Origin of the sequence: Pseudomonas sp. L7 (assembly GCF_046605565.1) — a bacterium.
Taxonomy (GTDB): Bacteria; Pseudomonadota; Gammaproteobacteria; order Pseudomonadales; family Pseudomonadaceae; genus Aquipseudomonas; species Aquipseudomonas wayambapalatensis.
Genome location: NZ_CP176784.1, coordinates 580,820 through 594,045, shown reverse-complemented (window position 1 = coordinate 594,045; position 13,226 = coordinate 580,820). Strand labels below are relative to the sequence as shown.

Sequence of the window (13,226 nt, the reverse complement as noted above, 5' to 3'; positions counted from 1 at the left end):
GGCTTTTCGCGGGCGAGCCCGCTCCTACAACAGCAGCCGCCACCCGCGCGTGAATGGGCAGCTTTTCCCACAATGGGGTAAACTGCCGCGTCTTCAAACCTATAACGACTCGCCTGATGCCCACGACGTTTCAAGAGATCCCCCGCGAACGCCCGGTCACGCCTCTGCTGGACCGCGCCGACACGCCAGCCGGCCTGCGCCGGCTGGCCGAAGCCGACCTGGAGAGCCTGGCCGACGAACTGCGCCAGGAGCTGCTCTATACCGTGGGCCAGACCGGCGGGCACTTCGGCGCAGGCCTGGGCGTCATCGAGCTGACGATTGCCCTGCACTACGTCTTCGACACCCCGGACGATCGCCTGGTGTGGGACGTCGGCCACCAGGCCTACCCGCACAAGATCCTCACCGGCCGGCGCAACCGCATGCTCAGCCTGCGCCAGAAAGACGGCATCGCCGCCTTCCCGCGCCGTAGCGAAAGTGAATACGACACCTTCGGCGTCGGCCACTCCAGCACCTCGATCAGCGCCGCCCTGGGCATGGCCATCGCCGCCCGTCTGCAGAACGACCCGCGCAAGTCGATCGCGGTGATCGGCGACGGCGCGCTGACCGCCGGCATGGCCTTCGAAGCGTTGAACCACGCCCAGGAAGTCGATGCCGACATGCTGGTGATCCTCAACGACAACGACATGTCGATTTCGCGCAACGTCGGCGGGCTGTCCAACTACCTGGCCAAGATCCTCTCCAGCCGCACCTACGCGAGCATGCGCGAAGGCAGCAAGAAAGTGCTGTCGCGCCTGCCCGGCGCCTGGGAGATCGCCCGCCGCACCGAAGAATATGCCAAGGGCATGCTGGTGCCCGGCACGCTGTTCGAGGAACTGGGCTGGAACTACATCGGCCCGATCGATGGGCATGACCTGCCGACGCTGATCGCCACCCTGCGCAACATGCGCGACCTCAAGGGCCCGCAGTTCCTGCACGTGGTCACCAAGAAAGGCAAGGGTTTCGCCCCCGCCGAAGTCGACCCGATCGGCTACCACGCCATCACCAAGCTCGAGCCCGCCGACAAGCCCGCCGCGCCGAAAAAGCCCAGCGGCCCGAAGTATTCCGCAGTGTTCGGCCAATGGCTGTGCGACATGGCCGCCGCCGACAACCGCCTGGTGGGCATCACCCCGGCGATGAAGGAAGGTTCGGACCTGGTCGCCTTCAGCGAGCGCTTCCCGGAGCGCTATTTCGACGTGGCGATCGCCGAGCAGCACGCCGTCACCTTCGCAGCCGGCATGGCCTGCGAAGGCGCCAAGCCGGTAGTGGCGATCTACTCGACCTTCCTGCAGCGCGCCTATGACCAACTGATCCACGACGTGGCGGTACAGGACCTCGACGTACTGTTCGCCATCGACCGCGCCGGCCTGGTCGGCGAGGACGGCCCGACCCACGCGGGTAGCTTCGACCTCTCGTACCTGCGCTGCATCCCGGGCATGTTGGTGATGACCCCGAGCGACGAGAACGAGCTGCGCAAGATGCTCAGCACCGGGCACCTGTACAAAGGCCCGGCCGCCGTGCGCTACCCGCGTGGCACCGGCCCCAACGCGCCGATCGACGGCGACCTGGAGCCGCTGGAAATCGGCAAGGGCGTGATCCGCCGCCAGGGTTCGAAAGTCGCGCTGCTGGTGTTCGGCGTGCAACTGACCGAAGCGCTGCAGGTGGCCGAGCAGATCGACGCCACGGTGGTCGACATGCGCTTCGTCAAGCCGCTCGACGAGGCGCTTGTACTGGAGATGGCCGGCAACCATGAGCTGCTGGTGACCATCGAGGAAAACGCCATCATGGGCGGCGCCGGCGCTGCGGTCAGCGAGTTCCTGGCGCGTGAGGCGGTGGTCAAGCCACTGCTGCACCTGGGCTTGCCGGATATCTATGTCGAGCATGCCAAGCCTGCGCAGATGCTGGCCGAGTGCGGGCTGGATGCTGCTGGCATCGAGGCCTCGGTGAAAGCCCGCATGGCCAAGCTCGGCCTGTAAGGCCCTTTCGCGGGCAAGCCCGCTCCCACAGGGATTGCACAGTATTCGAGTACTGTAGAACCCCTGTGGGAGCGGGCTCGCCCGCGAATGCTATTGTACTGCCCATGAAAATCCTGACCTTTGCACCGCTGCTCTGCCTCCCCCTGCCCTTGCTGGCCGCCGAACGCGACAACGCCCTGAAGCTCCCCGACGTGCTGATCAGCGCCAACCGCGAAGTCGAATCGCGCAGCGCCACCAGCGCCGCCAACAGCGTCTTCACCCGTAACGACATCGACCGCCTGCAACCCACCAGCGTCACCGACCTGCTGAGCCGCGTGCCTGGTGTGCAGGTCGCGCCGACCGGCGGTCGTGGCAGCCTGCCGGGTATTTTCATCCGCGGCACCAAGGCCGCGCAGAGCCTGGTGCTGGTCGATGGCGTGCGCATCGCCAACGCCACCTCCGGCGACAGCGGCCTGCAGTTTCTCGACGTCGATCAGATAGAGCGCGTCGAAGTGCTGCGCGGCTCGCGCTCTGCGGTCTACGGCAGCGACGCCATCGGCGGGGTGATCCAGATCTTCACCCGACGCGCCAGCGGCCCCGGCCTGCAACCGCGGCTGCGCCTGGCGGCCGGCAGCAACCAGACCTTCCAGCGCAGCCTGGGGCTGTCCGGGGGCGATGGCCAGACACGCGTCAACCTTGGCGCCAGCCTCGACGAAACCGCAGGCATCGATTCGACCGGGCCGTCCTTCGCCAGCGATGGCGATCACGACGCCTACCGCAACAAGTCTTTCAACCTGAGCCTGAGCCATACCTTCGGTGAGCGCTTCGAGGCCGGGGTGAACCTGCTCGACAGCCGGGGGCGCAGCGAATACGACAACCCCTTCGGCCGATTCGACCCAGTCAGCTTCGAAAGCTTCGGCCAGAAACCCTACACCGACTTCACCGTCAGCAGCCTGGGCACCTATATCGATGCCCAGCTCAGCGACCTCTGGCACTCGCGCGTGGAGATCGGCCACAGCGAGAATCGCGACCGCAAGCGCGACAAGCTCAGCGACGATGGCAGCGTGTTCAACACCTATCGCAACCAGATCACTTGGCAGAACGACCTCGCCCTCGATGCACGGAACAACCTCTCGCTGGGCGCCGACTGGTACCAGGACCGGGTGCACGGCAGCACCGACTTCGCCGAGGACAGCCGTTACAACCGTGCAGCCTTCATCCAGCATCGCTATAGCGGCGAAAGCTTCTCCACCGAACTGGGCATGCGGCGCGACCAGAACCAGCAGTTCGGCGGCCAGACCACCTGGAGCGCCAGCCTGACCCTGCCGATGAACACCGACAACGACCTGCTGCTGTCGTACAGCGAAGGGTTTCGCGCGCCCACCTTCAACGACCTGTACTACCCGCAGTACAGCAACCCAGACCTCGACCCCGAACGCTCCAGGAGCTATGAGCTGCAATGGCGCAGCCAGTTGAGCGCCAGCAGCCGCCTGGAAACCTCGCTGTACCGCACCGACCTGCGCGATGCGATCATCTTCGGCGAGGGCTCGATCCCGCGGAACGTTGCCTCGGCGCGGATCAACGGCATGGAGATGGCGCTTAGCCAGGATTGGGGCCCCTGGCGCAGCCAGCTCGGCCTGGCACTGATCGATCCACGCGACCGTGACACCGGCCATACCCTGGCTCGCCGCGCCCGCCGGACCTTGAGCCTGGACCTGGACCGACAGTTCGAGCGCTTCAGTGCAGGCGCGAGCTGGCAAGCGATCAGCAGCAGCTATGACGACGAGGCCAACCGCAACAGGCTCGGCGGTTACGCACTGCTGGGCCTGCGCGGTAGCTGGGCGGCAAGCGATGCGCTGAAGTTCGAGGTCAAGGTGGATAACCTGCTGGACAAAGGCTACAGCCGCGCGCTCTACAACTATGACGGCAATGACTATGGCTACCGCGAAGAAGGCCGCACCTGGCTGCTGAGCCTTACCTGGACACCGGCGCTCTAGACGCCAGCAGCGCACAAAGGCGCGCCGTCGCTTCGATCATCTGCCCGCTGGGGCGCTCCAGGCCCTTGTCGGGCACCACCAGCAAGTGTCCGCCGGCAACCGCGCTGAGCTGTGGCCAGGCCTTCCAACCGGCCAACTGCGTAGCGTCGCCGGCCAGGATCACCTCAGGGTCACGCGCCAGCACAGACTCGACGCTCACCTGCGGCGCAGGCTGTTCGAGATCGGCAAAGACGTTGCGCGCACCGCAGACCGCCAGTGCGTCACTCACCACCTGACGGCCGCCCAAGGTGTACAGCGGCGAGTCCCAGACCTGATAGAACACCTTGAGCGGCTGCTCGCGACGATAGCGCTCGCGCAGGTCGGCCAGGCGCTCGCGCAACCTGTCAGCGTAGCGCTGTCCCTGCTCGGCACGCCCCAGGCGCACGGCGATGGCCTGGATCTGCTCGATCAGTTGCGCCAGGTCGTGGGGCTCGCTGCTGAACGTGGCAATCCCCAACTGACGCAACTGGTCGCGCTGGGCCGGGGGCACGCTGCCGGGCCAGAGCAGCAGCAGGTCGGGCTTGAGCGCCAGCAGGTGCTCCATGTCCAGTTGCCCGTAGCGCCCGACCGATGGCAGATTTTTCAGACGCTGCGGCCGCTCGCCGCTGTCGAGCACGCCCACCAGCAGATCGTCCGCCTCAAGCTCCAGGACGATCTCGGTCATCGACGGCCCGAGGCTGACTACACGCGGCCCAGCCTCGGCAAATGCACCGATCGACAGCAGCACGGCAACGAAAAAGGCGCGCATCAGCCCAGTTGGCGCGGGATGCGATAGAGGTAGAGCAGCATCACGGTAGACAACGCCAACAACACCTGAGGCACCGCCTCCAGCCCCACCAGCACCGAGAGTGCGGCGATCCAGGCCGGGAAGCAGGCGTAGGTCATGGCCAGGCGACGAACCCGCGCCAGTTCGATCCAGGCAGCGGGTTCTTCGGGGGTGTCGAGTACCTTGGAGGTGCCGATCAGCGCCCGTTTGTAGGCACCGAAGCGCGGCAGGCTGAGAAACAGGGTCGCGGCGCCGGCGATGAACAGCGGCATTGCCAGCACCGGGATCAATGCCTGACCACCGCCAAAGGCCCAGGCCATGACCGGCAGCGGCACCAGGCCGACCGCCAGGTATTGCCACCAGGCCAGCGCCAGACGCCGCTTCACCTGGCCACGGGTCACGCCTGGGGCGCCTCGCCCTGGTGACGGTTGCCCATCATGTGACCGAGCTTGTCGGCCTTGGTGGCCAGGTACAGGCGGTTGTGCGGGTTGTGGCCGGTGTGCAGCGGCACGCGCTCGGCAACCACAATGCTCATGTCGGTCAGGGCTTTGACCTTGCGTGGGTTGTTGGTCATCAGGCGCAGCGACTTGACGCCGAGGTGCTCGAGCATCGGCAAGCACATGGCGTAGTCACGCTGGTCGGCAGCAAAGCCCAGGCGTTCGTTGGCCTCGACGGTATCGGCACCGCCATCCTGCAGTTCATAGGCGCGAATCTTGTTCAACAAGCCGATGCCTCGACCTTCCTGACGCAGGTACAGCAGCACGCCACGGCCTTCACGGGCGATGGCCTGCAGCGCGGCTTCCAGTTGCGAACCGCAGTCGCAACGCTGGCTGAACAGCGCGTCGCCGGTCAGGCATTCGGAGTGCAGACGCCCGAGCACCGGTTCACCGTCGGCGATATCACCCAGGCTGAGCACCACATGCTCGCGGCCGCTGGCTTCGTCGAGAAAGCCATGCATGGTGAATGTCGCAAAAGGCGTTGGGAGTTTGGAGGCGGCAACAAAGACGACGGGCACGTTGTGCTCCTGATAAGTAGGAAATTTCAATGGGCCAGATTGTATCAGCAGCCCAGCGGGCATGCGCAGGCTGAATCTCGCCGCTTAAGATCGAAAAGTTCGATGCATAGGCCTGCCAGACGCGCGCTCGTTCAGTGCGGCTGGCTGTCGGACGCGAACGGGTACGGCTGGTTCCAGTGCTCGAAGATGGCCTCGAGTTCGCCGCTATGCACCAGCTTCGCCATGCGTTGGTCGAACAGGTCGCGCAAGGCCTTGCCTTGATCGCTGCGGGTAAAGGCCAGGTACAGCGGCAATTCAGCGATGTGGGTGCGGCGGAAGTCCTGCGGCTTGCTGGCTTGATGCAGCACGTAGTCCACTTCCGTTTCGGCATCGATGTAGAAATCCACCCGGTCATGCTCGAGCATCGGCAGGATGCCTTCGCGACGCTGGATCTCGCGGAATTCATGCACATTCGGCAGATATCTGTCGTAGCCATAGCCACGTACCCAGGCTAGGCGATACTGGCCGACGCTGTTCAGTGCCGGGACTGGCTTGCTGGCCAGGCCGAGGGCATAGATATGATCCAGGTCGAAGTGCCAGCGCGGGTAGAGGTTGTCTTCGTTCTCTTCCTTGTACGAACCCACCCAGGCGTCGGCCTCGCCGCGCTTGACCAGCCCGACTGCACGGCTGTAAGGCGCGCTCGTTACCTCGACCTTCACCCCGGCCGGCTCGAACACCTTGCGCAGCACGTCCCAGGCAACGCCAGTGCCGTCGGCGTTGGTGTAGTCGATCCATTCCTCGCTGACCAGTCGCACCTGCTTCGGCAACTCAACGGCCCCGGCACTCCAGGGCAGGAAAACCAGCATCAGCGCCAGCAGCACAGTCCGTATGGCCATCGACCCGCTCCCTGTATCAGGCTACCGCCCAAACCAGCACTTGCATGCCCAGCCAGGCGAACACGCCAGCCAGGATATCGTCGAGCATGATGCCGACACCGCCGTGCACATGACGGTCGATCCAGCGGATCGGCCAGGGCTTGAGGATGTCGAAGAAGCGGAACATCAGGAACCCTGCGAGCAGCCACTGCCAACCCTCGGGCACCAGCCACAAGGTGATCCACATGCCGACCATCTCGTCCCAGACGATGCCTTCATGATCGTGCACGCGCAAGTCGTTCGCCACCTTGCCGCACAGCCAGAAGCCGAACAGCATGGTGATCCCCAGCAGCAGCCAGTAGCCCCAGTCCGGCAGCATCTGCCACAGCGGAATGAACGGCAGCGCCACCAGCGAGCCCCAGGTGCCCGGCGCCTTGGGCAGGGTGCCGGAGCCGAAGCCGAACGCGATGAAGTGCCACGGATTGCGCCAGACCGAAGGCGGAACGAACTCCGCAGGCACCTGATTGGGGTGGTCGGTCACGGTGTCTCCCTGAAATGTTGATAGCCCCGTTGCGTCGGGGTGATGTCACGACCCTGGTGATCACGCAGGGTGACGCCCTGCCCGTCCAGGACGCGGCCGATGACATGGACATGGATGAACCCCGGCAGCTGCAATGCCTGGTGTTGCGCGGCCGGGATGGTGAAGGCCAGCACATAGTCGTCGCCGCCGGTGAGCGCCGCGTGCACCGCAGCGTCACGCCCGAGGAAGGCCTCCAGCTCGGTAGATACCGGAACCTGGTGCTGGTTCACTTCGAGGGCGACGCCCGAGGCCCGGGCGATGTGACCGCAGTCGGCAAGCAGGCCGTCGGAAATGTCCAGCGCCGCCGTGGCATGGCCACGCAGCAGCTCGCCCAAGGTGAGCTGCGGCATCGGCGACCAGTACTGCGCAAGCAGCGCCTGGGCCTGTTCAGCCGGCGCCTGGCGCTCGCCCAACACCAGCGGCAAGGCCCCCGCCGCGCTACCCAGGTTGCCCCCGACACACAGCAGATCACCCGGCCTGGCACCATCGCGGCGCAAGGCCTGCCCGGCCGGAACCCGGCCAAACACGGTCACGGTGATGCTCAGGGGGCCGCGCGTGGTGTCGCCGCCGATCAGGCTCATGCGACAGCGGTGGGCCATGCGCCCCAGGCCTTCGGCGTAGGCTCGCAACCAATCCGCGCTGACCTCGGGCAAGGTCAGGGCCAGGGTGAAGCCGATGGCGGTCGCTCCCATGGCCGCCAGGTCGCTCGCGGCCACGGCCAACGAGCGCTGGCCGAGCAGCGAGGGGTCGCAGACCGCCGGAAAATGCACACCTGCGACCAGCGTATCGGTGGAGACCGCCAGCTGCTCGCCAGCCGGCAGCTCCAGCAGGGCGCAATCGTCGCCGATCCCCAGGGCCACGCCCTCGCCGCCCTGCGCACAGGGCGCGGCAGCGAAGAAGCGGCGGATCAGCTCGAACTCACCCATGGCTCGTCAGCGCCGGGATCAGCGCTTGTTGGCCTTGACTTCGGCTTCGCGCAGGTTGGGCGCGAGCTTGTCGAGCACACCGTTGACGAACTTGTGGCCGTCGGTGGCACCGAAGACCTTGGCCAGTTCCACACCTTCGTTGATCACCACGCGGTACGGTACGTCGACGCGCTTGATGAACTCCCAGGTGGACAGACGCAGCACGGCCAGCTCGACCGGGTCGAGCTCATCCAGTGCCAGGTCCAGGCAAGGCTTGAGTGCGCTGTCGATTTCGCCCTTGATTGCCGGAACCCCGTGGAGGATTTCGCGGAAGTAGGCACCATCGACATCGGAGAAATCGTTATCGACCCGGAACTGAGCCTCGATCTCGTTCAGCGAATGCTGCGCCATGTGCCACTGGTAGAGCGCTTGCGTGGCGAGCTTGCGGGCTTCGCGACGCTTGGCGCTCTTGGAGGGCTTGCCGGCATCCGCAGGTTTTGGATCGCGCGGGTTGAAACGATCGCTGTCGTCGCTAATCACTTGGCCTCCAACTGCGCCAGCAGGCTGACCATTTCCAGGGCGGACAGGGCAGCTTCGGCACCTTTGTTACCGGCTTTGGTGCCGGAACGCTCGATGGCTTGCTCGATGGAATCAACGGTCAGCACACCGAAGGCGACCGGAACGCCGAACTCCATGGACACCTGGGCCAGGCCCTTGGTGCACTCGCCCGCCACGTATTCGAAGTGCGGGGTACCACCACGGATCACCGCACCCAGGGCGATGATCGCGCTGTAGTCACCTTGCTGGGCGACTTTCTGTGCCACCAGCGGGATCTCGAAAGCGCCCGGGGCACGGATGATGGTGATGTCGCTTTCGCTGACGCCATGGCGTACCAGGGCATCGACGGCACCGCTCACCAGGCTTTCGACGACGAAGCTGTTGAAGCGGCCAACCACCAAAGCATAGCGACCTTTGGGGGCGATGAAGGTACCTTCGATGGTCTTCAGGGTCATTCCGGTATTCTCATATTAAAGAGCGAGGCCGCACCGGGCGGCCTTCGGGAGGGTTCGGACACGAGCGCCAGGACAACGCTGGCGCACCTGTGTCACTCGGAGGGCACGTATTCTACAACTTCCAGATCGAATCCGGATATCGCGTTGAACTTCATCGGCGAGCTCATCAGGCGCATCTTGCGTACACCAAGGTCACGCAGGATCTGCGAACCGGCACCGACGGTGCTGTAGGTGCTCGGCACTTTGGCCTGCACGTCGCCTGCGCTTTCACGGATATGCGCCAGCAGCACGTCGCCGTCCAGCGGGTGGCCCAGCAGCAGCACCACGCCGCTGCCGGCCTCGGCCACGGTGGTCATGGCCGCGCGCAGGCTCCAGCGCCCTGGCTGCTTGACCATCAGCAGGTCGCGCAGCGGGTCCATGTTGTGCACACGCACCAGGGTCGGCTCTTCGGCGCAGATCTTGCCCAGCGTCAGCGCCATGTGCACGTCGCCTTCCACCGAGTCACGGTAGGTGACCAGATTGAACTGGCCCAGCTCGCTTTCGATCGGCTGTTCGGAGACGCGCTGCACGGTGCGCTCATGGATCATGCGGTAGTGGATGAGGTCGGCGATGGTGCCGATCTTGAGATTGTGCTGGGCGGCGAACACTTCAAGCTCGGCGCGACGCGACATGGTGCCGTCGTCGTTCATCACTTCGCAGATGACGCCACTGGGCTCGAAACCGGCCATGCGCGCCAGGTCGCAGGCTGCTTCGGTGTGCCCGGCGCGGGCCAGGGTGCCGCCTGGCTGGGCCATCAGCGGGAATATGTGGCCCGGGCTGACGATGTCCTCGGCCTTGGCGTCCTTCGCGGCGGCAGCCTGCACGGTGCGGGCGCGGTCGGCGGCGGAGATGCCGGTGGTGACACCCTCGGCGGCCTCGATCGACACGGTGAACTTGGTGCCGAAGCCGGAGCCGTTGCGCGGCGCCATCAGCGGCAGCTTGAGCGTCTCGCAGCGCTCACGGGTCATCGGCATGCAGATCAGGCCACGGGCGTGCTTGGCCATGAAGTTGATGTGCTCGGGCAGGCAGCACTCGGCTGCCATGATGATGTCGCCTTCGTTTTCGCGGTCTTCGTCATCCATGAGGATGACCATTTTGCCCTGGCGGATGTCTTCGACCAGTTCTTCGATGCTGTTGAGCGCCACGCGGCACCCCCTTCTCAATCAGGATTTCAAGAAGCCGTTGGCGGCCAGGAAGCTTTCGGTGATGCCACTGCCTTTGCTCGGCTCGGCGGCCTTGTCGCCCAGCAGCAGACGCTCCAGGTAACGGGCCAGCAGGTCGACCTCAAGGTTCACCCGACGACCTGCACGGTAATCGGCCATGATGGTTTCGGACAGGGTGTGCGGGACGATGGTCAGCTCGAACTCGGCGCCATCGACCTCATTGACCGTCAGGCTGGTGCCATCGACGGTGATCGAGCCCTTGTGGGCGATGTACTTGGCCAGCTCTTTCGGGGCGCGTACGCGGAACTGGATGGCGCGGGCGTTATCGCTGCGCGAGACGATTTCGCCGACACCGTCGACGTGACCGCTGACCAGGTGGCCGCCCAGGCGGGTGGTCGGGGTCAGGGCCTTTTCCAGGTTGACCCGGCTGCCGCTCTTGAGCTCGACCATGGCGGTACGCTTGAGGGTCTCGACGCTGACGTCGGCCCAGAAGCCATCGCCTGGCAGCTCCACGGCGGTCAGGCACACGCCGTTGACCGCGATACTGTCGCCGAGCTTGACGTCGCCCAGGTCGAGCTTGCCGGTCTCGACGTAGACGCGCACGTCACCACCCTTGGGGGTCATGCTGCGGATGGTGCCGATGGATTCGATGATGCCGGTGAACATGATGTTCTCCTCAGGTACGGGCTGCGCGAAGCAAGCCCGGCATTATACGCCGGGCGCGGGCAAGGGGATGGCTGTGACTCGCCAGTCATCGCCCACGGCGCGCATTTCGATGATTTTCAGCCGCGGCGCCTCGCTCATGTGCTCCAGGGGCCAGTCCAGCAGCGGGCGGGCCTGGGAGCCGAGGAAGGTGCCGGCGACGAACAACTGGTACTCGTCGATCAGGCCGTGGCGAGCGAAGGCGCCGACCAGCCCGGCGCCCGCTTCGAGCAGGACCTCGCTGGCACCGCGCTCGGCCAGCAGGCGCAGCAGCGCCGGCAAGTCGACCTGGCCATCGCTGCCGGGCAGCACCAGCAACTCATGGCCGGCGGCGGCGTAGCGCGGGTCGTGCGCGGCGGCGGTGACCACCAGCGCCGGACCGGCCTGGAAGAACGGGGCGTCCAGCGGCAGGCGCAGACGGCCATCGACCAGCACCCGCAGCGGCGGGCGCGACACGGCCAGTGCGGTCATTTCCTCGTCCAGGCCAAGCTCGGCGGCGCGCACGGTCATCCGTGCGTTGTCGGCCAGCACGCTCTGGGCACTGGTCAGCACCACGCTGGAGCGGGCGCGCAGGCGCTGTACCGCAGCACGCGCCGCGGGGCCGGTAATCCACTGGCTCTCGCCATTGGCCATGGCGGTACGCCCGTCCAGGCTCATCGCAAGCTTGGCCCGAACGAATGGCAGGCCATGCTCCATGCGCTTGAGAAAGCCCGGGTTGAGTGCGCGAGCTTCGGCCTCGAGCACACCACTGGCAACCGCGATACCGGCTTCGGCCAGCCGCCCCAGGCCGCGCCCGGCCACTTGCGGGTTCGGGTCCTGCATCGCCGCCACCACCCGCGCCACCCCTGCCTTGACCAGCGCTTCGGCACACGGTGGCGTGCGGCCATGGTGGCTGCAGGGCTCGAGGGTGACGTAGGCGCAGGCGCCGCGCGCGCGTTCACCGGCCTGGCGCAGGGCATGCACTTCGGCATGCGGCTCGCCGGCACGCACGTGCCAGCCCTCACCGACCACTTCGCCGTCGCGAACGATCACGCAGCCCACGCGCGGGTTGGGGTGGGTGGTGTACAGGCCCTTGCGGGCCAGTTCCAGGGCACGGGCCATGTAATGGGCGTCAAGCAACGCGGTCTGGCTGGACATGCTTACTCTTTGGCTGGCTCACGGGCCAGGCGGTCGATTTCTTCACGGAATTCGTCGAGGTCCTGGAAGCGCCGGTACACCGAAGCGAAGCGGATGTAGGCGACTTCGTCGAGCTTGCGCAGCTCGGACATCACCAGCTCACCGACCACCAGCGACTTCACTTCGCGCTCGCCGGTCGCGCGCAGACGGCTCTTGATGTGCGCCAGCGCCGCTTCCAGGCGCTCGACGCTGACGGGGCGCTTTTCCAGCGCCCGCTGCATGCCGGCGCGCAGCTTGTCTTCGTCGAAGGGCTGGCGTGTGCCGTCCTGCTTGATCAGCCGGGGCAGGACCAGTTCGGCGGTCTCGAAGGTGGTGAAGCGCTCGCCGCAGGCGACGCACTCACGGCGACGACGGACCTGTTCGCCTTCGGCGACCAGTCGCGAATCGATGACCTTGGTGTCGTTGGCACCGCAAAAGGGACAGTGCATGGTGGCAGGCAACAAAAAAAGGGAGGGCCATGGTAGCGCATCCCACTGGCAAGACAAGCCAAAGGGGTTACCATCCAGAGAAATCTGCCTGTGAAGGATTACCCCATGCACCATCGAGCCCTCGTCGTCCTGTGCCTGGCCGGCCTGCTCGCCGCCTGCGGCAGCGACCGGCCGAAGACCGAACAGCCTGCGGCGTCCCCCGCGCCCAAGACGGTCAAGAAGAGCGACGAACCGGGCCCGCTGCCGGCCTACCAGCGCGAACTCAGCGGCACCCTGATGGAAATCCCCGCGGGCGCCGAAGTCGAGCTGGCACTGCTGGTGATCGACGAACGCGGCCGTCCCCAGCGCCTGCTGGCCAGCAGCGACCTGACCGGCACCGGCCAGGCTCTGCCCTATCACCTGCGTTTCAACCCCGAGGCCTTCCCGGCCGGTGCCCGGGTCGAGCTGCGCGGTCGCGCCAGCCGCTCCGGCCAACTGATCATGCACCTGCCGCCGCAGCGCATCGTCCAGGCCGAAACCCAGGCCACCGGCCCACTGCGTTTCGAGAAGGCGCCATAA

Annotated in this window: 15 protein-coding genes; 3 read left to right on the top strand and 12 right to left on the bottom strand. The window is 66.0% G+C overall.

Features of this window, described 5'->3' with window-relative positions; all coding sequences use genetic code 11:
• Positions 1–116: 116 nt before the first annotated feature.
• Positions 117–2,012, top strand: coding sequence for a 1-deoxy-D-xylulose-5-phosphate synthase (dxs, locus tag ACK3BK_RS02860; RefSeq protein WP_288377811.1), 1,896 nt, complete (start codon positions 117–119; stop codon positions 2,010–2,012).
• Positions 2,013–2,116: 104 nt separating this feature from the next.
• Positions 2,117–3,988 carry a TonB-dependent receptor domain-containing protein gene (locus tag ACK3BK_RS02855; protein ID WP_411383685.1) on the top strand — a complete coding sequence of 624 codons (1,872 nt, stop codon included), beginning with the start codon at positions 2,117–2,119 and terminating at the stop codon, positions 3,986–3,988.
• Here the strand turns inward: ACK3BK_RS02855 and ACK3BK_RS02850 are convergent.
• From ACK3BK_RS02850 to nrdR, 12 genes are all read right to left on the bottom strand, one after another.
• On the bottom strand, positions 3,966–4,775 hold the full coding sequence (locus ACK3BK_RS02850) for a cobalamin-binding protein (RefSeq protein WP_186669189.1): 810 nt from the start codon (positions 4,773–4,775) through the stop codon (positions 3,966–3,968). The genes ACK3BK_RS02855 and ACK3BK_RS02850 overlap by 23 nt on opposite strands.
• Entirely contained in the window at positions 4,775–5,194 is a 420-nt protein-coding gene (locus ACK3BK_RS02845) for a nuclear fragile X mental retardation-interacting protein 1 (protein WP_186669188.1), read from the bottom strand. The genes ACK3BK_RS02850 and ACK3BK_RS02845 overlap by 1 nt, the downstream gene beginning before the upstream one ends.
• Entirely contained in the window at positions 5,191–5,808 is a 618-nt protein-coding gene (gene ribA / locus ACK3BK_RS02840) for a GTP cyclohydrolase II (RefSeq protein ID WP_186669186.1), read from the bottom strand. Before ribA ends, ACK3BK_RS02845 begins: the two co-directional genes overlap by 4 nt.
• 131 nt (positions 5,809–5,939) lie before the next feature.
• On the bottom strand, positions 5,940–6,683 hold the full coding sequence (locus tag ACK3BK_RS02835; protein WP_411383684.1) for a substrate-binding periplasmic protein: 744 nt from the start codon (positions 6,681–6,683) through the stop codon (positions 5,940–5,942).
• A gap of 16 nt (positions 6,684–6,699) precedes the next feature.
• A complete protein-coding gene (locus ACK3BK_RS02830; RefSeq protein WP_054893602.1) occupies positions 6,700–7,203 on the bottom strand; it encodes a phosphatidylglycerophosphatase A in 504 nt (167 codons plus the stop codon).
• Positions 7,200–8,168, bottom strand: coding sequence for a thiamine-phosphate kinase (gene thiL, locus ACK3BK_RS02825; protein WP_411383683.1), 969 nt, complete (start codon positions 8,166–8,168; stop codon positions 7,200–7,202). Before thiL ends, ACK3BK_RS02830 begins: the two co-directional genes overlap by 4 nt.
• Before the next feature lie 18 nt (positions 8,169–8,186).
• Entirely contained in the window at positions 8,187–8,687 is a 501-nt protein-coding gene (gene nusB, locus ACK3BK_RS02820; RefSeq protein WP_186669181.1) for a transcription antitermination factor NusB, read from the bottom strand.
• Complete coding sequence (ribE, locus tag ACK3BK_RS02815; protein ID WP_186669179.1) at positions 8,684–9,160, bottom strand: 6,7-dimethyl-8-ribityllumazine synthase; 477 nt, start codon at positions 9,158–9,160, stop codon at positions 8,684–8,686. The genes nusB and ribE overlap by 4 nt, the downstream gene beginning before the upstream one ends.
• 92 nt (positions 9,161–9,252) lie before the next feature.
• On the bottom strand, positions 9,253–10,344 hold the full coding sequence (gene ribBA, locus ACK3BK_RS02810) for a bifunctional 3,4-dihydroxy-2-butanone-4-phosphate synthase/GTP cyclohydrolase II (RefSeq protein WP_186669178.1): 1,092 nt from the start codon (positions 10,342–10,344) through the stop codon (positions 9,253–9,255).
• An 18-nt stretch (positions 10,345–10,362) separates the two neighbouring features.
• Positions 10,363–11,028 carry a riboflavin synthase gene (locus tag ACK3BK_RS02805; protein WP_054893597.1) on the bottom strand — a complete coding sequence of 222 codons (666 nt, stop codon included), beginning with the start codon at positions 11,026–11,028 and terminating at the stop codon, positions 10,363–10,365.
• Between the two features lie 42 nt (positions 11,029–11,070).
• Positions 11,071–12,201, bottom strand: a complete 1,131-nt coding sequence (ribD, locus tag ACK3BK_RS02800; RefSeq protein WP_411383682.1) for a bifunctional diaminohydroxyphosphoribosylaminopyrimidine deaminase/5-amino-6-(5-phosphoribosylamino)uracil reductase RibD — start codon at positions 12,199–12,201, stop codon at positions 11,071–11,073.
• Between the two features lie 2 nt (positions 12,202–12,203).
• A complete protein-coding gene (gene nrdR, locus ACK3BK_RS02795; protein ID WP_186669174.1) occupies positions 12,204–12,668 on the bottom strand; it encodes a transcriptional regulator NrdR in 465 nt (154 codons plus the stop codon).
• Between the two features lie 105 nt (positions 12,669–12,773).
• Between nrdR and ACK3BK_RS02790 the strand changes: the two genes are divergently transcribed.
• Positions 12,774–13,226 carry a YbaY family lipoprotein gene (locus ACK3BK_RS02790; protein ID WP_186711047.1) on the top strand — a complete coding sequence of 151 codons (453 nt, stop codon included), beginning with the start codon at positions 12,774–12,776 and terminating at the stop codon, positions 13,224–13,226.

Excerpts from the sequence above, each read along its gene's own strand:
- dxs (WP_288377811.1), top strand. The coding sequence starts at position 117 with ATGCCCACGACGTTTCAAGAGATCCCCCGCGAACGCCCGGTCACGCCT.
- ACK3BK_RS02855 (WP_411383685.1), top strand. The coding sequence starts at position 2,117 with ATGAAAATCCTGACCTTTGCACCGCTGCTCTGCCTCCCCCTGCCCTTG.
- ACK3BK_RS02850 (WP_186669189.1), bottom strand. The coding sequence starts at position 4,775 with ATGCGCGCCTTTTTCGTTGCCGTGCTGCTGTCGATCGGTGCATTTGCC.
- ACK3BK_RS02835 (WP_411383684.1), bottom strand. The coding sequence starts at position 6,683 with ATGGCCATACGGACTGTGCTGCTGGCGCTGATGCTGGTTTTCCTGCCC.
- thiL (WP_411383683.1), bottom strand. The coding sequence starts at position 8,168 with ATGGGTGAGTTCGAGCTGATCCGCCGCTTCTTCGCTGCCGCGCCCTGT.
- ribE (WP_186669179.1), bottom strand. The coding sequence starts at position 9,160 with ATGACCCTGAAGACCATCGAAGGTACCTTCATCGCCCCCAAAGGTCGC.
- ACK3BK_RS02805 (WP_054893597.1), bottom strand. The coding sequence starts at position 11,028 with ATGTTCACCGGCATCATCGAATCCATCGGCACCATCCGCAGCATGACC.
- ribD (WP_411383682.1), bottom strand. The coding sequence starts at position 12,201 with ATGTCCAGCCAGACCGCGTTGCTTGACGCCCATTACATGGCCCGTGCC.
- nrdR (WP_186669174.1), bottom strand. The coding sequence starts at position 12,668 with ATGCACTGTCCCTTTTGCGGTGCCAACGACACCAAGGTCATCGATTCG.
- ACK3BK_RS02790 (WP_186711047.1), top strand. The coding sequence starts at position 12,774 with ATGCACCATCGAGCCCTCGTCGTCCTGTGCCTGGCCGGCCTGCTCGCC.